Source organism: Streptomyces sp. 135 (assembly GCF_020026305.1).
In the GTDB taxonomy this organism is placed as follows: Bacteria; Actinomycetota; Actinomycetes; order Streptomycetales; family Streptomycetaceae; genus Streptomyces.
Map to the genome: position 1 here is coordinate 690,963 of NZ_CP075691.1, position 20,268 is coordinate 711,230.

Genomic DNA, 20,268 nt, shown 5'->3' on the forward strand with positions numbered 1-20,268 from the left:
CTGGGGGCCTTCGTCATGTCCAGGGGGCATCCTACGACTGACGTGGGTCTGATAACGATCTCGACGTCTCGACCCCCCACCCGTACAGCCGCATCAACAGCCTCGGCGGCACGAAGGGCGTCTTCGAGGACTACCCCGCGCGCATCTACATCGAGCCGGACCACACGGACGACGAGTGGGCCGACTTCACCAAGTACGCCGACTTCGACCACTGGCTGTGGAAGGAGCACGCCAACCCGCCGGGCGGGCACGGCGGCATGGACTACATCATGATCTTCCGCCTGATGCAGACCATGCAGCTCGGCCTCGTCCCGGACTTCGACGTGTACGACGCCGCGACGTGGACGGCACCCGTGCCGCTGAGCCACCTCTCGATCAAGGCGAAGGGCGCACCGCAGGCGATCCCCGACTTCACGCGGGGACTGTGGCGGAAGGCGCGCCCGGGGATGGACTCACCGAAGCCGAAGGCGTAGGCGTAGGCGCAGGTTCCGGCGCAGGCGCAGGCGCTGGCGTAGCGGTCAGCAGGGGCCCGGTGGGGGCGGGTTCGAGGGCGGGTTCGGGCGCGGTGTTCATGTCACGGTGTTCATGTCACCACCGGGCCCGTCCCCTCCCTGGTCCAAGCTGTCCCTGCGTCCGCGCCTCAGCAGCGCAGCCGGTCCTCCGTCAGAGTCCCCTGCACGGTGGCCAGGGTGCGGTCATGACAGCCGCTGTCGCCGAACTGCCGGTAGCGCTCACGCGAGGTGCCCACCGCGTGCCGTTCCTCGCGCGGGACGCTGGTGAGGTAGGAGGCGTCGCCGTCGTACCGGTCGTCGATCACCGTCCGTCCGACCCGTCGGCCACCGTGCGTCGTGACGCTCTCGGTGCGGTCCCCGAGGGAGATCTCCGTACGGAGTCGATCACCGGCCCCGAGCGTCGTGGTGCCGTCCATCGTGTACGTCCGGTCGGTGCGCACCGACCGGCCGCCCGTCGTGACCGTCTCGCGGTCGGTCCAGGTGGCCTTGAGCGCGTCCACCGCCTCACCCTCGGTCCATCGGTGCACGGAGGTGTTGGCGAGGGTGCGCGTCACCGTGGTGGTCACTCGGCCGTGCGAGGTGTTCACATGCCCGGAGACGCTCAAACGGTGGCAGCCCTTGGTGTCGAGCCGGTAAGCGGCCTCTCCCGAACCGGGCGTGTACGTCGACTTGTTCGAGAGGGGGTTCTCCGTGTGCCGGGTCAGCCGGCCCGTGACGCGCTCGCTCTTCTCGTCCTGCCAGACCAGGACGTTGACCGGGGTGCTCCACCCCGTCTGCGCCTTCGGGACGCCGACGACGGAGACCTCCACCTCATGCGGGCGGCCGTCGTTGAGGATCCCCGCGAAGGGCGTCAGGTCGTACTCGATGGGCTTGACGTCGAAAGCCCGGGGGCCCGGGATCACGTACCACAAGAAGGGGTTGGACCAGCCGCCGGTCCACACGGTCGGAAATGGCGCGGCGACCCCGGCCAGTTGGCCGTCCACTCTGACCTGCACCTCGCGGTAGGGGCCGTTGTCCGCCTCGCAGGAGTAGGGCACGGCGTCGGGAACCGTCATGTACCAGTACTCCTCGCAGCCGCCCCCGGAGCCGGTCGCGTAGACCTCGGCGACGATGCGTTCGCTGTTGCGCGGGGTGGTGAGCGTGGTGCCGTCACCGAGCGGAAGGACACGGTCGGGTGCCACCCTCCCCGAAGTGCTCTCGGCCCGCGCGTCGGCGCCTTTCTCCCGCGCGTAGAACGTCAGCGTGGCCTTGACGTCGATGATGCCGGTGTACGTGTCGTTGACGACGTTGCCGATGAGCATCTCGACGCGCTGTTCGTGGCTCAGCGTCTCGCTGTAACGGGTGACGTCCTTCTCCACGGACCAGGTGATGCCGTCGGGGGACGGCTGCGGGGTGGACGTGCGGAACACTTCCACGCCGCCGACGCGCAGGTAGCCGAGACGGTCGTACTGCCGCCCCTTCACCTTGCCGTCCAGCCTCAGCACCACCTTGCCCCAGCGGTCGCCACAGCCGCGGGGCGGCATGTAGTCACCCTCGTACGGCGTGAAGTCCTTGAACCGCGCCTCGGCGATCGTCACTTCGCAGGATTTGGTGCGCGGCTTGGCGACCGGGGGCGCGGCGGTCACCGGGTCGTGCCAGTCGGTGCCGAACTCGGGCGGGGGCGTAGCGGCGGATGCGGGGCGGGGCGTGGCCGTGGCGGCCGTGGCCCGGCCCGCACCGACGAGCGTGCTCGCGACGAGAGCCGCCCCCACGAGCATGGACATGACGTGTCTTCTCATGGGGGATTTCTATGGCCCCTCGCGGATCACCGCAATGGGCTCTCTACAGGGCGGCGAGGCGGCTAGGGGGCTAAGCGGTTAGGGGGACGCTGCGTCTACGCCTTGAGGTTCGCCTTGTCCCCCATCACCACGACCGGGTGCTGCTTCGGATCCAGCGTGCGCAGCAGATGCTCCATGCCCGACTTGGAAAGGCTCACGCAGCCCGACGTGCCGCTGCCGTGGTCCATGTGCAGCCAGATGCTGCCGCCCTTGGCCTGGCCCTGGGGGCGCGTCGGGTCGTTCGGCGGGGTGCCCTTGGCCCGGTTGTAGTCGATGGCGATGACGTAGTCGAAGTCGTGCCAGTGCGTCTTGGGCCAGTAGTGCGGCGCCTGCATGGAGTCCGACTTCGTGTACGGGAGCTTGGCATCCGGATCCGCGAGGACACCGCCCGCGTCGGTGAGCGTGAACACCCCGACAGGGCTGCGCTTGTCGTTCTCGTGGTGGTCGGTGGTCCAGCCCTTCTTGCCGTTGTGCGCGGGCCAGCTGCGGTTCTGCTCCCAGGTGGTGTCCGTCTCACTCGACTTCGTGTAGAGCACGACCTTCGACTTCGCCGAGTCCTCACCCTCGCCGTAGACCGCGACGACCTGCCGCGAGTCCTTCGGAATCCTCGACTGGAGCCGATCGCCCACATCGGGGATGCGCTTGAGGTCGGCGGCACTTCCGCGGTCGCTCCCCGCGCCGCCCGCACCCTTGCCGTGCCCCGCGTCGGCACCGCCCCCCTTGGCCGAACTCCCGTCCCCACTCCCGCAGGACGTGAGAAGGACACCGCAGGCCGCTGCCGCGACCACCACTCGCACCACACCGGCTATACGCATTCGTCCATGGTCGCACCCGGCCCGCACTTCACTTGTCCAGCCCTGCGGCCCCTTGGAAGACGGGGCCGATTCTTTGCCCCCGGACGGAAAACCGTTTGCTTCGGACCACGATCCGAGGTGAACCTTTCACGGTTTGTTACCGCCGCCGCCTCTCCTGACCATCCGCGGAGCCGACGGCCGCCGCTCCGAGTCCTGGGACGTCATGCAGATTCGCGATCTTCCGTATTCCGACCCCGGCCTCCCCGATGCCCGGTCAGGGCCGCGCTTCCTGCTCTGGCTGGGACGGAACCAGCTCGGGGGACAGCTCAAGTCCCTCGGCTGGGGCCTGCTGCACTTCGGCTCCATCGCGGGCCTGCCGTACATGGTCGGCATCGCCGTCGAGGCCGTGCTCGACCGGTCCGGCAGTCGGCTCGCCCTCGCGGGCGCGCTGATCGGCCTGCTGGGCGTGGCCATCGCCCTGGGCGACACGATGCTGCACCGCACCGCGGTCACCAACTGGGTGACGGCAGCGGCCCGGGTGCAGCAGCTCCTCGCGCGCAAGACCGCCATGCTCGGCTCCGCGCTCACCCGGCGCGTGGCGGCCGGTGAGGTCGTCGCCGTCTCCACCGGTGACGTCGAGAAGATCGGTTGGTTCGTGGAGGCGCTCTCCCGGTTCGCGGCGGCGGCGTTCACGGTCCTCCTGGTGTGCGTCGGGCTCCTCGTCTACCAGCCCGCGCTCGGTGTCGTCGTCGCCGTGGGCATTCCGGTGCTCGCGCTCGCCGTGCTTCCCCTGCTGCCCCGCGCGACGAGTCGGGCCGACTTCCAGCGCGAGAAGGCGGGACGGGCCACCGAACTGGCGTCGGACACCGTCGCCGGGCTCCGCGTGCTGCGCGGCATCGGCGGCGAGGAACTCTTCCTCGATCGCTACCGCCGCGCCTCGCAGGAGGTCCGCACGGCGGCAGTACGCAGCGCCCGGATGTGGGCCGCGATCTCGGCGATCCAGGTCCTGATGCCGGGTCTGCTGCTCATCGCGGTCGTCTGGCACGGCGCGCACCTGGCCCGTGAGGGCCGGATCACCGTCGGCGAACTGGTCACCGTCTACAGCGCGGTGATGATGCTCAACTATCCGCTGCGGCACTTCGAGGAGATCGCCATGGCGTACTCCTTCTCACGTCCCTCCGCGAAGCGGGCCGCACGGGTGCTCTCGCTGGAGCGGGCGGCGGAGCCCACGACTGGGCAGCGGTCCGGGCCGCGGCCCGAGACCCCGGGCCCGCGTACGGCAGGACAGGCCGAGAAGCAGCCCGGTCTCACCGCGTCCGTGCCGCAAGTCGGTGCCGGAGGTTCGGTGGGCGCGGCTGCGGGCGCTACCGGACAGGCGTGGCCGGACGCGCAGACGCGGGCGGGCGGGCAAACGCGGACGGACGAGCGGACGCGGGCGGACGGGCAGACGTGGCCGGGCGGTGCTCGTCCCACCGGTGACCTGTACGACCCCGTGACAGGGCTTCTCGCCCCGGCCGGGCGCCTGACCGCCGTGGTCTGCGGCGACCCGGACGAGGCAGGGCGACTCGCCGAACGTCTCGGCGGCCACCCGGCGCTCGAGGACGCCGCGGGCCTGCCGTCCGTACGCCTTGGCGCCATGGCGCTCGATGACCTGCCCCTGTCCGAGGCCCGGGCCGCCGTCCTGGTCCAGGACAAGGACCCCGTCCTTCTCTCCGGGACACTCCGCGCGCTCCTCGACGTACCGGCCTCCGGAGCCGTCACCGCCGAAGAAGCACTCGCGGCGGCGCAGTGCGCGGACGTCCTGGACGCGCTGGCCCAGGCGTCGGTGGACGACGACCCGATGGCCGCCCACCTCACGGAACGCGGCCGCTCCCTCTCCGGCGGGCAACGCCAACGCCTCGCCCTGGCCCGCTCCCTGGTCACCGACCCCGAAGCCCTGGTGCTCGACGAGCCGACGTCCGCCGTCGACTCGCACACCGAGGCCCGGGTCGGCGACGGAATCCGCAGGCTGCGGGCCGGGCGGACCACCGTGGTGCTCACCTCGTCACCGCTGCTCCTGGACCGTGCCGAACACGTCGTCTTCCTGGCCGACGGCGAGGTCTCGGCCGTGGGCACGCACCGCGAACTGATGCACGGCGAACCGCGGTACCGCGCGGTCGTGACCCGCGAGACCGACGACGAGCGCGCCAGTGTCGGCGCCCCCACGAATTTCGACATCGAGGAGACGGCATGATCGGCCTGGCGCCCCCGGAGTACGACCCGGCGGCCCCCACGACCGCGGAGACCCTGCCCGTCGGCGCGAGCTCGACCGTCCGCGCCTACGTACGCGAGCTGTTCCAGCGCCACCGCAAGGCCTTCGCCCTGCTCATCGCGGTGAACACGCTCGCCGTGGTCGCCTCGATGGCCGGTCCCTACCTCCTCGGCGACCTCGTCGAGAAGGTCTCGGCCGACGCCCGGGACCTGCATCTGGAGCGCACCATCGGGCTGTTCGCGCTCGCACTCGCCGTGCAGGCGTTCTTCGTACGGGAGGTGCGGCTGCGCGGTGCGATGCTCGGCGAGCGGATGCTGGCCGACCTGCGCGAGGACTTCCTCGTACGGTCCGTCGGGCTGCCGCCCGGTGTTCTGGAACGGGCCGGGACCGGCGATCTGCTCTCCCGGATCACCACGGACATCGACCGCCTGGCCAACGCCATGCGTGAGGCCGTGCCGCAGCTGGCGATCGGCGTGGTGTGGGTGGTGCTGCTGCTCGGCGGGCTCGTCGTGACCGCGCCGCCGCTGGCACCGGCGGTCCTCGTCGCCGTGCCGCTCCTGGTCGTGGGCTGCCGCTGGTACTTCAAGCGGGCCCCCGCCGCCTACCGCTCCGAGGCGGCCGGATACGCCGCCGTGGCCGCCGCGCTGGCCGAGACCGTCGACGCGGGGCGCACCATCGAGGCGCACCGGCTCGGCGAACGCCGCATCGAGCTCTCGGAACGCCGCATCAAGGAGTGGACCGCCTGGGAGCGCTACACCCTCTACTTGCGGTCGGTGCTCTTCCCCGCGATCAACCTCACCCACACCACGGTGCTCTGTTCGACACTGATGATCGGCGGAGTCTTCGTCCTCCAGGGCTGGATCGGCGTGGGGCAGCTGACCGCGGGAGTGCTCATCTCCCAGATGCTCGTCGACCCGCTGGGGATCATCCTGCGGTGGTACGACGAGCTTCAGGTGGCCCAGGTGTCGCTGGCCCGGCTCGTCGGCGTGCGTGACATCGAGCCGGACGCGGGCGACACCTCCGTCGTCCCGGAGGGGCGTCACGTCCTCGCGGACGACGTGCACTTCGGGTACCGCGCGGGCGTCGACGTGCTGCGCGAGGTGTCCCTCGCCATCGAGCCCGGCTCGCGTGTCGCCCTGGTCGGACCGTCGGGCGCAGGGAAGTCGACGCTCGGCCGACTGCTCGCCGGCATCTACGGACCCCGCACCGGCCAGGTCACACTGGGCGGCGCCGCCCTGTCGGCGATGCCGGCGGAGGAGGTCCGCTCCCATGTGGCGCTGGTCAACCAGGAGCACCACGTGTTCGTCGGTTCCCTGCGTGACAACCTCCTCCTCGCGCGGATCGGAGCGCGGGACGCCGAACTGTGGGCGGCACTCGGCGCGGTCGACGCGGCCGACTGGGCGCGTGGCCTCGACGAGGGGCTGGACACCGAGGTCGGTTCCGGCGGGTTCCCGCTCACGCCCGCGCAGGCACAGCAGATCGCACTGGCACGTCTCGTTCTCGCCGATCCGCACACGCTGGTCCTGGACGAGGCGACCTCCCTGCTCGACCCCCGGGCCGCGCGGCATCTGGAGCGCTCGCTCGCCCGCGTCCTGGACGGCCGCACGGTGGTGGCGATCGCCCACCGCCTGCACACCGCGCACGACGCGGACGTCATCGCGGTAGTGGAGAACGGTCGGATCAGCGAGCTCGGCAGCCACGACGACCTGGTGTCCGCCGACGGCGCGTACGCGGCGCTGTGGCGGTCCTGGCACGGATAGCGGCTGCTCAGGAGGGGGTGGGCGCAGCGGCTCCGCGGTGAGCGGGGCCACGGCCCTTGCATGGGCGGGGGCGGCCATTCGCGCGTGAGCGGGGGCGGCCGCGCCCGGATTGATCATCGTCGGCCTCACCGACGCGTCCGGGACCGCTCCGATCCGCCCTGTCGCAGGCATCGAGGAGCCGACCACGGGCTCAGCGGTGATCGGCGGGGCGGAAGCGCGCCGCCCGGTGGCGCAGGCCAGGCTCGTGCGAAGGTCGGCCCTCAGATGACGTTGAGCGCGGCGGCGCCGCCCACTCCCCCGAGCAGCATGAACACCGGCATCAACACCTTCAGCTCGATCCAGCTGCCGGCCCGGAAACGCAACGCCTTCGGGGGCCCGATCGGGTACCAGCGCTTGCGTCCGATGGGAATGGGCCAGAGGACCGGGCACCCGGAGACCGTCAGGGCGTCCCCCAGGTCGTGGACCAGCGCTCCGAGGACGATCGGGAGCCCGAGCCACAGATACTCCTGGCCCGGCGCGGTGAACAGCCAGTCCGAGCCATTGCCGGGCTTGTCGAGGATCCCGGCGAGGATCCAGGCACTCGTCGCGGCGAGCAGCCACACCAGCACATCGCTGCTCGATCCGCGTGCGGCCCGCCACAGCAGGCCTTCGATGGCGAGCACCATGTGGACGAAGAGGATCGCGAGGACCGCCCAGCGCCCGCCGGATATCGCCAGGGCCGAGGCCCCCGCGCCGATCAGCACCGCCCACAGCCAGGTGTGCGTCAGCGTGCGGTGCCCGCCCGAGCGGCGCGGGTCCCCCTGCTTGCGCGTCGCCTTGTAGACGGAGTAGGAGAGCTTGTCGACGATCTCGCACAGGCCGCGTGACAGCGGCCCGAAGGCGCGCGAGATGGTGGCCGACTTGTGGTCGAGGTCGGGCGCGAGCGCCGCCCCGGCACAGATCAGGGCTCCTACGAGGAGGACCGGCCAGGGCATCGTGTGCCCCGCGGCCGCGGCAGCCGCGCCGACTCCGAGCCAGGCCGCCGCCCCCGACAGTGAGTGTGCCGGTCCCATCATTGCTGTCGCCCGCCCCATTTCGATTGTTCTGACGCCCCGTTGGCGACACAGCGTAGCGTTCGTGATCTTCGTCAGGGCCTCCGGTTCCCTGATCGGGTGAGAAGGAAGGCAAGATGGGGGTGTGACCCTTATTGATCAGCTGCCGCCGGATGCCGACCCCGATGCCCTCTTCGAAGCCTTCTCGTCGTGGGCCGAGGATCAGGGGATCACTCTCTACCCGGCCCAGGAGGAGGCGCTGATCGAGGTGGTCTCCGGAGCGAACGTGATCTTGTCCACGCCGACCGGCTCGGGCAAGAGCCTGGTGGCGGCGGGCGCTCACTTCACGGCCCTCGCCCAGGACAAGGTGACCTTCTACACGGCGCCCATCAAGGCACTGGTCTCGGAGAAGTTCTTCGACCTCTGCAAGCTCTTCGGCACCGAGAACGTCGGCATGCTCACCGGTGACGCGTCGGTCAACGCCGACGCCCCCGTCATCTGCTGCACGGCCGAGGTCCTCGCCTCGATCGCGCTGCGGGACGGCAAGTACGCCGACATCGGCCAGGTCGTGATGGACGAGTTCCACTTCTACGCCGAGCCGGACCGCGGCTGGGCGTGGCAGATCCCCCTGCTGGAACTGCCTCAGGCGCAGTTCATCCTCATGTCGGCGACGCTCGGCGACGTCAGCATGTTCGAAAAGGACCTGACCCGCCGCACGGGTCGGCCCACCTCGGTGGTGCGGTCCGCGACGCGTCCGGTCCCGCTCTCCTACGAGTACCGTCTGACGCCGATCACCGAGACACTCACGGAGCTGCTCGAGACCAAGCAGGCGCCGGTCTACATCGTTCACTTCACGCAGGCGCAGGCCGTCGAGCGAGCACAGTCGCTGATGAGCATCAACATGTGCACGCGCGAGGAGAAGGACAAGATCGCCGATCTGATCGGCAATTTCCGCTTCACCACCAAGTTCGGCCGCAACCTCTCGCGCTACGTGCGCCACGGCATCGGCGTACACCACGCCGGCATGCTGCCGAAGTACCGCCGCCTGGTGGAGAAGCTCGCGCAGGCGGGTCTCCTCAAGGTCATCTGCGGCACGGACACCCTCGGGGTCGGCGTCAATGTGCCGATCCGCACGGTGCTCTTCACCGCACTCACCAAGTACGACGGCAGCCGCGTTCGCACGCTGCGCGCGCGGGAGTTCCACCAGATCGCCGGGCGGGCCGGGCGCGCGGGCTTCGACACCGCGGGCCTCGTGGTCGCCCAGGCGCCCGAGCACGTCATCGAGAACGAGAAGGCGCTTGCCAAGGCGGGCGACGACGCGAAGAAGCGTCGCAAGGTGGTCCGCAAGAAAGCTCCCGAGGGCTTCGTCGGCTGGACCGAGAACACCTTCGAGAAGCTCATCGCGTCCGAGCCGGAGCCGCTGACGTCCCGCTTCCGGGTCACGCACACGATGTTGCTCTCCGTGATCGCCCGTCCCGGCAACGCCTTCGAGGCGATGCGTCACCTCCTCGAGGACAATCATGAGCCGCGCAAGCAGCAGCTTCGGCACATCCGCCGCGCTATCGCGATCTACCGCTCGCTCCTCGCCGGCGGCGTCGTGGAGAAGCTCACCGAGCCGGATGCCACCGGCCGCATCGTGCGGCTGACCGTCGACCTTCAGCAGGACTTCGCCCTCAACCAGCCGCTGTCCACGTTCGCCCTCGCCGCCTTCGAAGTGCTCGATCCCGAGTCCCCGTCGTACGCCCTCGACATGGTGTCCGTCGTCGAGTCCACTCTCGACGACCCGCGCCAGATCCTCGCGGCCCAGCAGAACAAGGCGCGCGGTGAGGCCGTCGCGCTGATGAAGGCCGACGGCGTCGAGTACGAGGAGCGGATGGAGCGGCTCCAGGACATCACGTACCCGAAGCCCCTGGAGGAGCTGCTCTTCCACGCGTACAACACGTACCGCACGAGCCACCCGTGGGTCGGCGACCACCCGCTCTCCCCGAAGTCGGTCATCCGTGACATGTACGAACGGGCGCTCTCCTTCACTGAGTTCACCTCCTTCTACGAGCTCGCCCGCACCGAGGGCATCGTGCTGCGCTACCTCGCGAGCGCGTACAAGGCGCTGGAGCACACCATTCCGGACGACCTGAAGTCGGAGGATCTGGAGGATCTGATCGCCTGGCTCGGTGAGATGGTCCGCCAGGTCGACTCCAGCCTCCTCGACGAGTGGGAGCAGCTTGCCAACCCCGAGGTCATGACGGCCGAGGAGGCCCAGGAGAAGGCCGACCAGGTCAAGCCGGTGACGGCGAACGCCCGCGCCTTCCGCGTCCTCGTGCGCAACGCGCTGTTCCGCAGGGTCGAGCTGGCCGCTCTCGATCACGTCGAGGAGCTCGGCGAACTGGACGGCGAATCCGGCTGGGACGCGGACGTCTGGGGCGAGGCCATGGACAAGTACTGGGATGAGTACGAAGATCTCGGGACCGGTCCCGACGCGCGCGGCCCCAAGCTGTTGCGCATCGAGGAGGATCCGGAGCACGGTCTGTGGCGCGTCCGGCAGACGTTCGCCGACCCGAACGGCGACCATGACTGGGGCATCAGCGCGGAGGTCGATCTCGCGGCCTCCGACGAGGAGGGCCGCGCCATCGTCCGGGTCACGGACGTCGGCCAGCTCTGACCGCCCGGAGGAAGCACGCGTCCCGGACAGGAGTCGAGGAACTGTCATGAGCAATCCCGCCGACCGGCTGGTCGATCTGCTGGACCTGGAGCAGATCGAGGTCAACATCTTCCGGGGCCGCAGCCCCCAGGAATCCCTCCAGCGGGTGTTCGGCGGACAGGTCGCCGGACAGGCCTTGGTGGCAGCGGGCCGCACCACCGAGGGCGACCGCCCGGTGCACTCCCTGCACGCGTACTTCCTCCGTCCGGGCCGCCCGGGCGTGCCCATCGTGTACCAGGTCGAGCGGGTCAGGGACGGGCGCTCCTTCACCACGCGCCGCGTCACCGCCGTCCAGCAGGGCCGCACGATCTTCAATCTCGCCGCCTCCTTCCATCAGCCCGAGCAGGGCGCGTTCGAACACCAGTTGCCGCCGCGCCTCAAGGCTCCCGCCCCCGAGTCGCTTCCGACGGTCGTCGACGAGATCAAGGAGCACCTCGGTGCGCTCCCTGAACAGCTGGAGCGCATGGCGCGGCGCCAGCCCTTCGACATCCGTTATGTGGACCGGCTGCGCTGGACCGCCGAGGAGATCAAGGACGCGGAGCCGCGCAGCGCTGTGTGGATGCGCGCCGTCGGCCCGCTGGGCGACGACCCGCTCGTGCACACCTGTGCGCTCACCTACGCGAGCGACATGACGCTCCTCGACGCCGTGCGCATCCCGGTGGAGCCCCTGTGGGGCCCGCGTGGCTTCGACATGGCCTCGCTCGACCACGCCATGTGGTTCCACCGCCCCTTCCGGGCGGACGAGTGGTTCCTGTACGACCAGGAGTCCCCCATCGTGACGGGGGGCCGCGGCCTCGCCCGAGGCCGTATCTACGACACCGACGGCCGGCTCCTGGTGTCGGTCGTCCAGGAAGGGCTGTTCCGCCCGTACGGGGAGCGCCACATGGACAGCCCGGCGCCAGGCGCCTGAGGGGCGGAGGATCCTGGTGGGAGGCATGGTGCAACGAATAGGCGTGGCCGAGCGTCGGGCGCGACTCGCACTTCGGCATCGGCTGACGGCCGACACCAGGGCGGACGATCCGGCCGAGGTGGCACGGTCTCTGCTGGCGCTGCACGGCACTGATCCGTCGTCGGTGTACGTGGGCGCCTGGGCCCGTATGCGGGACGGGCGTGTAGCGGACGTGGAGCGGGCGCTCTACGAGGACCGGTCGGTGATCCGGTTGATGGGAATGCGCCGCACGGTCTTCGTGACGTCCCTTGATGTAGCTCCCGTGCTGCAAGCCGCGTGTTCCCGCGCGGTCGCCGCCCGGGAGCGCCGCCTCCTCCTCGGCATGCTCACGGAGAGCGGCGTCGCCGCGGACGCGGCCGGAATCGCCGCGTGGCTGGCGGAGGCCGAGGAGGCGGCTCTGCGGGCCCTCAAGGAGCGGGGCGAGGCAACGGCGGCCGAGCTGGCGAGCGACGACCCACGTCTGAGCACGGAGCTGGTGATGGCGCGCGGCAAGAGCTACGAGGACCGGCAGAAACTGGCCAGCAGGCTCCTTCTCCTGCTCGCCGCCGAGGGCCATGTCGTACGCGGACGCCCCCGCGGCACGTGGACCTCTCACCAGTACCGCTGGGCCCCGCTGACGGATTGGTTCCCTGGCGGGCTCGCCGACTGGGAGACCCAGGAAGCCCAGTTCGAACTCGCCCGGCGGTGGCTGCGAACGTTCGGTCCGGCCACGGCGAATGATCTGCGCTGGTGGACCGGGTGGACCAAGACCCAGACGAAGCGAGCGCTGACGGAGCTGTGCCCTGTCGAGGTCGACCTGGACGGAGTGACCGGTCTGCTGCTTCCCGACGACATGGAGCAGACTCCTCCACCTGAGCCGTGGGCCGCCCTGCTCCCGGCGCTCGACTCGACTCCGATGGGCTGGCAGAACCGTGGTTGGTTCCTCGGCGACCACGGCCCCCGCCTGTTCGACAGAAACGGCAACATCGGCCCGTCTCTGTGGTGGAACGGCCGCATCGTCGGGGGGTGGGCTCAAGACAGCCGAGGTGAGATCGTGTGCAGGTTCCTGGAAGACGTCGGGAGCGACGCGCAGAGCGCTGTGCGGGTTGAGGCAGAGCGTCTCGCCGCGCGCCTGGGCGGGGTGCGACTCACCGCGCGCACGCGTGGCCGCACATGGCTCGAAGAGGAGCTGGCCGGTTGAAGCACCCGGAGCAGCAGGCTTGGAGCGGGTCAGGTCCGGCATCTGCTTTTCCGTTCAGATCGGATTCATGGGTGGATCAGAAGTGGGCCCGGGAAGGATCCCGGATGGGTCCGGAATGATGGGGGCAACGTGACGAGGGGGGCGGGCAGTTGAGCGAGAACACGGCGGGGAGCGCCGAGAGTGCCGAGAGCAGGGAGGGGCTCCTTGCCGAGGCGGTCGGGCTGCGCGAGGCAGGTCGAAGAGAGGAAGCCCGAGAGCGGCTGGTCGCTCTCTCGGCGCGGTGGCCGCAGGACGCCGAGGTGGCGTACCAGACCGCGTGGGTCCACGACACGCTGGGCCTGGAGGCCGAAGCCGTTCCCTACTACGAGCGCGCGCTCGCCGGAGAGGGGCTTTCCGATGACGACCGGCGGGGAGCGCTCCTGGGCCTGGGCAGTACCTACAGGACCCTTGGCCGCTATGAGGAAGCCGTCACCACGCTCGGCGACGCGGCGGCCGAGTTCCCCGACGACGGCGCGCTCAAGACGTTCCTGGCCATGGCGCTGTACAACACCGGCCGGACCCACGACGCGATGGAGTTGCTCCTGACGCTGCTTGCCGCCACGAGCAGGGATCCGGAGATTGCGGGCTACCGTCCTGCCATCGAGGAGTACGCCAAGGACCTCCACGCGACGATGTAGCAGCGCCGATATGGATGGCGTGCGCCCACCGGACTACGCCCGCCTGCGGCGCAGCCATTTCCGCAGACCTCTCGGCTCCTCCGCCGAAGCGTCGAGCACCACCTCTCTCGGGAGGGCGGGCTCCGCTGCAAGACTTGCCCGTTCGGGCATCGGCTGAGGCGCCGGGCGCTGTGCGGGTCGGGGCGCCGGGCGCTGTGCGCGGGCCTGAACGAGGCCGATCAGCAGGCTGGAGCGCAGCCAGCGGATCTCGTCCGGGTCGTCAGCGGTGGTGATCCGTTCGACGATGCGAGCCACGGGCGAGTCCGGTGCTCCGTGGGTGCGCGGCACGGGCTTGAGACGGTTGAGGTAGGCGCGTTCGTACGGATCCCTGATGATCTCCGCAATCTGCACCGGGTCGAGCAGCGAAGCCATGGCGGCGGCGCGCTCCCAAGGGTCCTCGGCCTGGCGCAGCAGGGAATCCGCATAGCGGCCCCGCCAGTTGCGCGCCCTAAGGTCCTGGCCTTCTTCCAGTCGTGCGCGCAACGCTGCCGGCATGCGTCCCGTGAGGAGGCCGGCGTTGGCTGCGATCTCGGCGAACTGGCGCAGCTCTTCGGCGAGATAGAGCCAGACGACCGCTCGGTACCGGTTCAAGTAGAATTTGACCGGCGTCAGCGCACCGACTCGGGCGAGTCGGGTGAAGCGGGCCGGGCTGATGCCCATGACCTTCGCGCCCTCCGTGGTACCCACGGCTCTGATGTCCTTGCGCAACGACTCGGGAAAGCCTTCGCTTCCGCGTACGCGGTCGATCTCCTCACGTGACACGCGACGCTGACCGCTCCCGGTGTCCCCGACGGTGCGGATGCGCCCCAACATCACCGCGAGGTCGAACTCGCCGCGCTTCAGACCCAGTTCCCTCGCGGCGCCGCTCGGCGTGATCGGCGGTCGGACGGCAGCCGCATCGGCCGTCTGCGTGATTGTGTCACTTGCCATGGTGGTTCTCCCCCGTGAGACGTGATTGCTCTCGGGAAAAACCGTAGCCCGACCACCGCGCTCCTCGCTGGGCCTGTGGATAACTCTTGTCGTGACAGCGTCAGCGCAGGTCAGAGGTCCACGACAGGCGTGCGTTCCGGTTGCCGGGCTCCGACGCCCAGGTGCTCGCCGACACGGTTCACGAGCAGCGTCATCTCGTAGGCGACCTGACCGATGTCGGCTTCCGCGGAACTCAGGACACAGAGGCAACTGCCGTCGCCCGCCGCCGTGACGAAGAGGACGGCGTCGTCGAACTCGATCATCGTCTGCCGCACATTGCCGGCGTGGAAGTGGCGCCCTGATCCCTTGGCAAGGCTGTGAAGTCCTGACGAGACCGCGGCGAGATGCTCCGCGTCCTCACGCTTCAGATCCGAACTCGCAGCCGTCACCAGTCCGTCGTTGGAGAGCACCAGCGCATGCCGTACGTGTTCCATCCGCTGCGTCAGGTCGTCCAGCAGCCAGCCCAGCCCCGTGCTCTGCCCCATGGTCCCGTCTCCCCGCGTCCGCTCCCCCTGGCTGGAGGATCTGACCTGCCAGCCTTCCCCACGACCGGCGCCCCGGCAAGCATGATGAGGACATGGCACAGAAGATGACCGATGACCAATGGCGGGCCTTCATCTCGCACGGCACACGGACCGGCAAGCTCTCGACCGTCCGGGCGGACGGCAGCCCACACATCGCACCGATCTGGTTCCTGCTGGACGGGGACGACCTCGTGTTCAACACCGGCAAGGAAACGGTGAAGGGACGGAACCTCGCACGCGACGGACGCGTGGCGCTGTGCGTGGACGACGATCAGCCGCCGTTCGCCTTCGTCGTCCTGCAGGGCCAGGCTGAACTGATCGAGGACATCGACCAGGTCCGGCACTGGGCCGCCCGGCTCGGTGCCCGTTATATGGGCGAGGAACGCGCCGAGGAATTCGGCAAGCGTAACGGCGTGCCCGGCGAACTCCTGGTCCGTGTGAAGATCGACAAGGTGCTCGCGTACGCCGCCGTCTCCGACTGAGAGTCAGCCCACCGAGTCGAGCAGCCGGGCGGTGTACGCCCGCCCGGCGCATTCGACCAGACGTATCAGCACCTCCTTCGAAGTCCCTGGCGATACCGGTACGCGCACATTTTGAAAGCTGGTGGACTATGACAGAGAGGGTCGTGAACGATCGGGTCACGCTCGAACGAGTACCCCCAACGTGCGTGTGGTTCTTGCGGGATCATGGGGCCCATGAGCGACGACCACACAAAGGTCCAGGAATTCTTCACGGCCCGCGCGGCCGACTGGGACTCCCGATTCCCTGACGACGGGCCCGCCTACCAGGCAGCCGTGGCCGAGCTCCGGCTTCGCCCCGGCTCCCGGGTGCTCGACGCGGGCTGCGGCACCGGACGCGCCCTCCCTCCCCTCAGGGACGCCGTGGGGGCGTCAGGGGTCGTACTCGGCGCAGATCTGACGCCCGCCATGCTGGTGGCCGCGAAAGAAGCGGGCAGGGACCGCGACGGTCAGCTCCTCCTCGCCGACGTGGCACGGCTGCCGCTGCTCGCCGAGTCGCTCGACGCGGTCTTCGGTGCCGGACTCATCGCGCATCTGCCGGATCCCGCGGAGAACTTGCGGGAGCTGCGGCGAGTGGTGCGCCCTGGTGGGCTGCTCGCCCTCTTCCACCCGATCGGCCGGGCGGCGCTCGCGACCCGTCAGGGACGCCGGATCACGTCGGACGATCTGCGGGCGGAGGCCAACCTCGGCCCCCTCCTCGCCGGTTCCGGCTGGCACATGACGTCATACGTCGACGAGGACGCCCGCTTCCTCGCTCTGGCCGTACGCGAGAACTGAGCGAGCCCCGCCTTCGGGCCGACGCTCAATGCCGCCCCGCGACTTCGGCGGCGAACGCGTCCGCGTTGTCGAACATGATGTTGTGTCCCGCTTCCGGCACGGTCACCACCCGCACCCCGGACGCACGCAGCGCGTCCCGTTCCGGGAGTTCACCGCTCGAAGCGCCGTGCAAGTAGACGCGGTCCACGGACAGCTCCATCAGCATGCGGCGCATCGTGGGCCGCGTCCCCGCCATGAGATCGACCGCGCTTCGATGCAGGGCCCTTGGGTCGGTGAGCCGCATGGTGGCCGCCCATGTAGGGTCCACTTTCTCCAGCACGCGCGCGTGGCCGCCGCCCTTGACGAAGTCTTCCTCCTCGTAGCCGGCGATACCGCTGCTGCCCGCCGTCAGCGGAGGGTTCGGGTCCAGGTTGGCTTCCGTGACGACCAGCCGCGACACCAGGTCGGGCCGCCGGTACGCGAGCACGATGGCGACGGATCCGCCCATGCTGTGCCCGACGATCTCCGCGTCGGCGACCTGGGCCTCATCCAGAGCGGCGGCCAGTGCCCGTGCGTGATCTTCGAGCGTGTAGCCGAAGTCGGCCGGCCGATCGCTGATGCCGTGCCCCGGAAGGTCCACGAACAGCGAGCGGCGTCCCGCCAGTTCCGGTGTGGCCGCGATGTGCGCATGGTAGACGGTCGACGCCGCACCGAGGCCGTGCACGTACACCCTCGCCGGCTCGTCCCCGCCGGTCTCCGTCCATCGCACGCGGCTCCCGCGCGCGTCGAATCGCGCTTCTCTCATGGCCGTTTCCCCTGCCTCTCGTCGTCATGTCGGGCGCCGCGACGCCGCTCGCCAGGCACCCTGAGCAATGTCGGCACAATACATCGTGTCCGATGTATAACGGGGGTGAGGTACAACGGGAGCGGTGAGGGCTGCGGCAGAATGCGGACCATGCTCGAACTGGCCATCCTCGGTTTCCTCTATGACGCCCCGCTGCACGGCTACGAACTGCGCAAGCGCATCACCGCACTGACGGGGCACGTGCGGCCCGTCGCCGAGAGCACGCTGTACCCGGCCATCAAGCGGCTGGAGAAGGCGGGACTGCTGGCCCGTGAGACGCAGCCGGGGGCCGTCGCGGCGCCACGCCACGTCCTGACCCTCACACCGGAGGGCAGGCGGGAACTGCGCAAGAGGCTCGCGGAACCGGCGCGAGGCGACATCACCGACGAGAACCGCTGGTTCACGTTGCTCGCGTTCCTCCGCCACCTGGACGACGAGGCGGCCCAGGCGGCGGTGCTGCGCAGGCGGCTGACCTTCCTGGAGGAGCCGGCGAGCTTCTTCTACGAGGGCGAGCGGCCGCTGCGCGCGGAGGAGCTCGACGACCCCTTCCGGCGCGGCATCCTCACGATCGCCCGCGCGACCAGCCAGGCCGAATTGGCGTGGCTGTGCGAGACGTTGGCGTCACTCGGTGGGAGCGGCCGCTGACCTGGCCTTGTGCGGCACCGGGCAGCCGCGGGCGCCGGGCACCGGCAAGGTGCCGAGTTCCGCGATCTCGTAGCCGTCCGGGTATCCCTTGATCTCCCAGTTCTGCCGCGCATAGTGCGGCGCCCTGCGTGGCGGCAGCAGGCGGACGGCGCGCCCGCGCAGCCGCACCGCGCCCCTCACCAGCGACCGTGTGACGGCGCCCGGCGGTTCGTAGCGGAACGCGCGCAGCAAGGGCTCGTCCAGCAGGGCGAGGGTCGCGGAACGCAGCAGGGGAGCCAGGGGGCGCGAGTACCAGGAGGCCATCAGGTCGAGCGTCGCGTCGGACACCTCGCGCCCGCCTTGGTTCCAGCCGAAGTTGGCCTCTTCGTAGTCGTCGAGGCAGCGCTCGAACTCTTCGTAGGAGCCCGGGATCTCCTTGATGCCCATGTGCTGCCCGAGGGTGCGGTAATACGTGGCGGCGGCGACCGTCTCGTGACGCGAGAGTCTGCGCCAGCCGTAGGAGTCGATCCATCGTTTGGGCACCACGACGAACGTGCACAGGACGTAGCGCATGTCGTCATTGCTGATGTCGTAACTGCGATGCATCTGGTTGATGCGGCGGATAGCGGTGCGGCCCTCGTCGCTTTCGAATCCGTGCTCAACGACGGTGTCGAGGAGCAGCGCCGTGTCGTCGTACCTCTTCTGCGTACGGTCCGTCAGCTCGGCCGTCTCGGCGAGCAGTCGGCCGATGCTGGGCACTGCGTAGGTGCGGTAGAGGGCGAGTTCAAGTGCGCGCGTGTAGTCCCACGGAAATTCGAGCGTCGCGGTGAGCCGGTAGATCTCGAGGAAGTCCTTCTCCGGGTCGAGACGCCTGATCTGCTCAAGCCGTTCGAAACGCTTCACCGCGCGCTCCCCCTTCTGTGACCGAAGCGCTAACTCTACTTTGGGCAACGGCAGATGAGCACTCAGCGGTGTAAGTCACACCCCGGGGGAAGGTCGACCACATGTTTGACAGGCTTCGTACGTTATGGCGTGCCGGCAAGCGTGACGACGGTGAGCGCGCGCAGGGCCCCGCGAAGCGCAAGCGCCCCCACAATCTCTTCGAAGCGGCCGCTGTCTACGTGGCGGCCTGCGCCGAGGACGATCAGGACGAGATGGCGGAAGCCACGGGCTGGGTCTCCCCGGAGGCGCTGTCCTTCGGCGTCAGTGAACTGGCTTGCCGGGCCGTCATCGCCCTCGCGCGGGAACGTGACGAGTCACCTCGGGACGTGGCTCGTACGCTGCTGGGGCTGCCCGCCGCTTGAGCCGTGGTCTGCCCCGGGGAAGCCGGATCGGGGTCGGGACCTCGGTGATTTTCCTGGTCACCCACCTCTCGACGATCTCTGGGACGACTGGTTAGGGTGCGCCGACAGAGGAAGCGATGGGAGGCTCGCATGGCCGGTACGGACGACGCTGTCGCCGCCGATGACGACGCGCTGTACGTGCTGACGGCGGTTCTCCTCACGCCCGCGAAGTTCCCCAGCGTGCTGGGCGACGACTATCCGGAGGCGTGTGCGGCGCTGGGCCTCGCGCCCCTTGCCGCCGGGTACGGGCTGGTACTCGGACAGGACGGCGACGGCGCGCGATGGACGGTCGTCGTCGACGACGTGTCGCTCGTGGCCGTGGCGATCGCCTCGTGGGACTGCGGCATGGAGTACGACCTGTCCCCCGACGAGCGCACGGTCGTCGCCGCACTGCCCGGCTGGCCCTTGGCCGTCGCGGTCGCGGCCCCTGGCGTGCCCGTTCCACACGATCCGGAGCCGGACCCCGAGGACGAGAACCGGATACCTCTCGCACCGCCGCGGTCGGACACCTGGGGCCCGGCTCAACGGCGCCTCGGCGCCGACGAGATAGCGCTGCAGTGGGCGGCCTGGCGGGAGCAGATCGATGACGCTGACTTCGCGCCGGAGGGCTCCCAGGAGGCGGCCCCGGCGGGCTCCGAGGAGGCACCGCTGACCGACGTCCGGCGCGTCCTGGCCGAGGCGCGTGCCTATCTCGGTACTCCTCCGCCCCTGGGCCGGGTGCGGTCCTCCTTCGCCACCGGGGATGCCCGCACACTGCGGGTCGACGGCCCCGGCTGGTCCATGGTCGCCCGGACCGACGACATCGCGTTCATACTCCTGGACGAGGAGCCCGGCGAAGTGCTGCCGGTGGGTCGCGGCCCCGAGCTTCCGGCGCTCCTGGAGGCCCTCGACAAGATGGCGGTCCGCCCCACCTGAAACGGCCGCAGGAACACGCTCGGTGGCACGACACACTGTTCGGTTCGCTCGCGGAACCGACGTCTGT

18 protein-coding genes and 2 pseudogenes are annotated in these 20,268 nt (G+C 69.8%); 12 read left to right on the forward strand and 8 right to left on the reverse strand.

Annotation, left to right across the window (positions count from 1 at the left end; all coding sequences use genetic code 11):
* Window positions 1–62: 62 nt before the first annotated feature.
* Window positions 63–473: pseudogene (locus KKZ08_RS03215) on the forward strand (gfo/Idh/MocA family oxidoreductase); the annotation flags it as partial.
* Window positions 474–640: 167 nt separating this feature from the next.
* Here the strand turns inward: KKZ08_RS03215 and KKZ08_RS03220 are convergent.
* Together KKZ08_RS03220 and KKZ08_RS03225 are read right to left on the reverse strand one after the other, a co-directional pair.
* On the reverse strand, window positions 641–2,290 hold the full coding sequence (locus tag KKZ08_RS03220) for a peptide-N4-asparagine amidase (protein ID WP_223772978.1): 1,650 nt from the start codon (window positions 2,288–2,290) through the stop codon (window positions 641–643).
* A 95-nt stretch (window positions 2,291–2,385) separates the two neighbouring features.
* Window positions 2,386–3,144: a L,D-transpeptidase family protein gene (locus tag KKZ08_RS03225; protein WP_223772979.1), complete on the reverse strand. Its 759-nt coding sequence runs from the start codon at window positions 3,142–3,144 to the stop codon at window positions 2,386–2,388.
* Between the two features lie 202 nt (window positions 3,145–3,346).
* Here KKZ08_RS03225 and KKZ08_RS03230 point away from each other — a divergent pair, with 202 nt between their 5' ends.
* Complete coding sequence (locus KKZ08_RS03230) at window positions 3,347–5,356, forward strand: ABC transporter ATP-binding protein (RefSeq protein ID WP_223772980.1); 2,010 nt, start codon at window positions 3,347–3,349, stop codon at window positions 5,354–5,356.
* A complete protein-coding gene (locus KKZ08_RS03235; RefSeq protein ID WP_223772981.1) occupies window positions 5,353–7,134 on the forward strand; it encodes an ABC transporter ATP-binding protein in 1,782 nt (593 codons plus the stop codon). The genes KKZ08_RS03230 and KKZ08_RS03235 overlap by 4 nt, the downstream gene beginning before the upstream one ends.
* A 260-nt stretch (window positions 7,135–7,394) precedes the next feature.
* Here the strand turns inward: KKZ08_RS03235 and KKZ08_RS03240 are convergent, their stop codons facing one another.
* Window positions 7,395–8,189 (reverse strand): metal-dependent hydrolase, encoded by a 795-nt coding sequence (locus KKZ08_RS03240; RefSeq protein ID WP_223772982.1) that lies wholly within the window; start codon window positions 8,187–8,189, stop codon window positions 7,395–7,397.
* A gap of 121 nt (window positions 8,190–8,310) precedes the next feature.
* Here KKZ08_RS03240 and KKZ08_RS03245 point away from each other — a divergent pair, with 121 nt between their 5' ends.
* The 4 genes from KKZ08_RS03245 (at window position 8,311) to KKZ08_RS03260 (ending at window position 13,669) form a co-directional block, all read left to right on the forward strand.
* On the forward strand, window positions 8,311–10,824 hold the full coding sequence (locus KKZ08_RS03245) for a DEAD/DEAH box helicase (protein WP_223772983.1): 2,514 nt from the start codon (window positions 8,311–8,313) through the stop codon (window positions 10,822–10,824).
* 46 nt (window positions 10,825–10,870) lie between these two features.
* The gene (locus KKZ08_RS03250) at window positions 10,871–11,773 is read left to right on the forward strand and encodes an acyl-CoA thioesterase II (protein ID WP_223772984.1); all 903 of its coding nucleotides are present in this window, start codon (window positions 10,871–10,873) and stop codon (window positions 11,771–11,773) included.
* 25 nt (window positions 11,774–11,798) lie between these two features.
* The gene (locus KKZ08_RS03255; RefSeq protein ID WP_223772985.1) at window positions 11,799–12,992 is read left to right on the forward strand and encodes a winged helix DNA-binding domain-containing protein; all 1,194 of its coding nucleotides are present in this window, start codon (window positions 11,799–11,801) and stop codon (window positions 12,990–12,992) included.
* Between the two features lie 149 nt (window positions 12,993–13,141).
* Window positions 13,142–13,669, forward strand: a complete 528-nt coding sequence (locus KKZ08_RS03260; RefSeq protein WP_223772986.1) for a tetratricopeptide repeat protein — start codon at window positions 13,142–13,144, stop codon at window positions 13,667–13,669.
* 33 nt (window positions 13,670–13,702) lie between these two features.
* On the opposite strand, the gene KKZ08_RS03265 is transcribed toward KKZ08_RS03260, so the two are convergent.
* Both KKZ08_RS03265 and KKZ08_RS03270 read right to left on the reverse strand, forming a co-directional pair.
* Window positions 13,703–14,638: a DUF6397 family protein gene (locus tag KKZ08_RS03265; RefSeq protein WP_223772987.1), complete on the reverse strand. Its 936-nt coding sequence runs from the start codon at window positions 14,636–14,638 to the stop codon at window positions 13,703–13,705.
* 110 nt (window positions 14,639–14,748) lie between these two features.
* A complete protein-coding gene (locus tag KKZ08_RS03270; RefSeq protein WP_223772988.1) occupies window positions 14,749–15,162 on the reverse strand; it encodes a roadblock/LC7 domain-containing protein in 414 nt (137 codons plus the stop codon).
* 92 nt (window positions 15,163–15,254) lie between these two features.
* Between KKZ08_RS03270 and KKZ08_RS03275 the strand changes: the two genes are divergently transcribed.
* A complete protein-coding gene (locus KKZ08_RS03275) occupies window positions 15,255–15,683 on the forward strand; it encodes a PPOX class F420-dependent oxidoreductase (RefSeq protein ID WP_223772989.1) in 429 nt (142 codons plus the stop codon).
* Between the two features lie 3 nt (window positions 15,684–15,686).
* Here the strand turns inward: KKZ08_RS03275 and KKZ08_RS03280 are convergent.
* Window positions 15,687–15,764 (reverse strand): annotated as a pseudogene (locus KKZ08_RS03280) (ATP-binding protein); the annotation flags it as partial.
* 132 nt (window positions 15,765–15,896) lie between these two features.
* Between KKZ08_RS03280 and KKZ08_RS03285 the strand changes: the two are divergent.
* Window positions 15,897–16,496, forward strand: a complete 600-nt coding sequence (locus KKZ08_RS03285) for a class I SAM-dependent methyltransferase (RefSeq protein WP_223772990.1) — start codon at window positions 15,897–15,899, stop codon at window positions 16,494–16,496.
* 25 nt (window positions 16,497–16,521) lie between these two features.
* On the opposite strand, the gene KKZ08_RS03290 is transcribed toward KKZ08_RS03285, so the two are convergent.
* Entirely contained in the window at window positions 16,522–17,280 is a 759-nt protein-coding gene (locus KKZ08_RS03290) for an alpha/beta hydrolase (protein WP_223772991.1), read from the reverse strand.
* Between the two features lie 150 nt (window positions 17,281–17,430).
* On the opposite strand from KKZ08_RS03290, the gene KKZ08_RS03295 reads away from it, so the two are divergent.
* Entirely contained in the window at window positions 17,431–17,964 is a 534-nt protein-coding gene (locus tag KKZ08_RS03295) for a PadR family transcriptional regulator (protein WP_223772992.1), read from the forward strand.
* Here the strand turns inward: KKZ08_RS03295 and KKZ08_RS03300 are convergent.
* On the reverse strand, window positions 17,941–18,846 hold the full coding sequence (locus KKZ08_RS03300; protein WP_223772993.1) for an oxygenase MpaB family protein: 906 nt from the start codon (window positions 18,844–18,846) through the stop codon (window positions 17,941–17,943). The genes KKZ08_RS03295 and KKZ08_RS03300 overlap by 24 nt on opposite strands.
* A 101-nt stretch (window positions 18,847–18,947) precedes the next feature.
* Between KKZ08_RS03300 and KKZ08_RS03305 the strand changes: the two genes are divergently transcribed.
* Window positions 18,948–19,247: a hypothetical protein gene (locus KKZ08_RS03305; RefSeq protein ID WP_223772994.1), complete on the forward strand. Its 300-nt coding sequence runs from the start codon at window positions 18,948–18,950 to the stop codon at window positions 19,245–19,247.
* Between the two features lie 129 nt (window positions 19,248–19,376).
* On the forward strand, window positions 19,377–20,201 hold the full coding sequence (locus KKZ08_RS03310; protein ID WP_223772995.1) for a hypothetical protein: 825 nt from the start codon (window positions 19,377–19,379) through the stop codon (window positions 20,199–20,201).
* The last annotated feature ends 67 nt before the right edge of the window (window positions 20,202–20,268 follow it).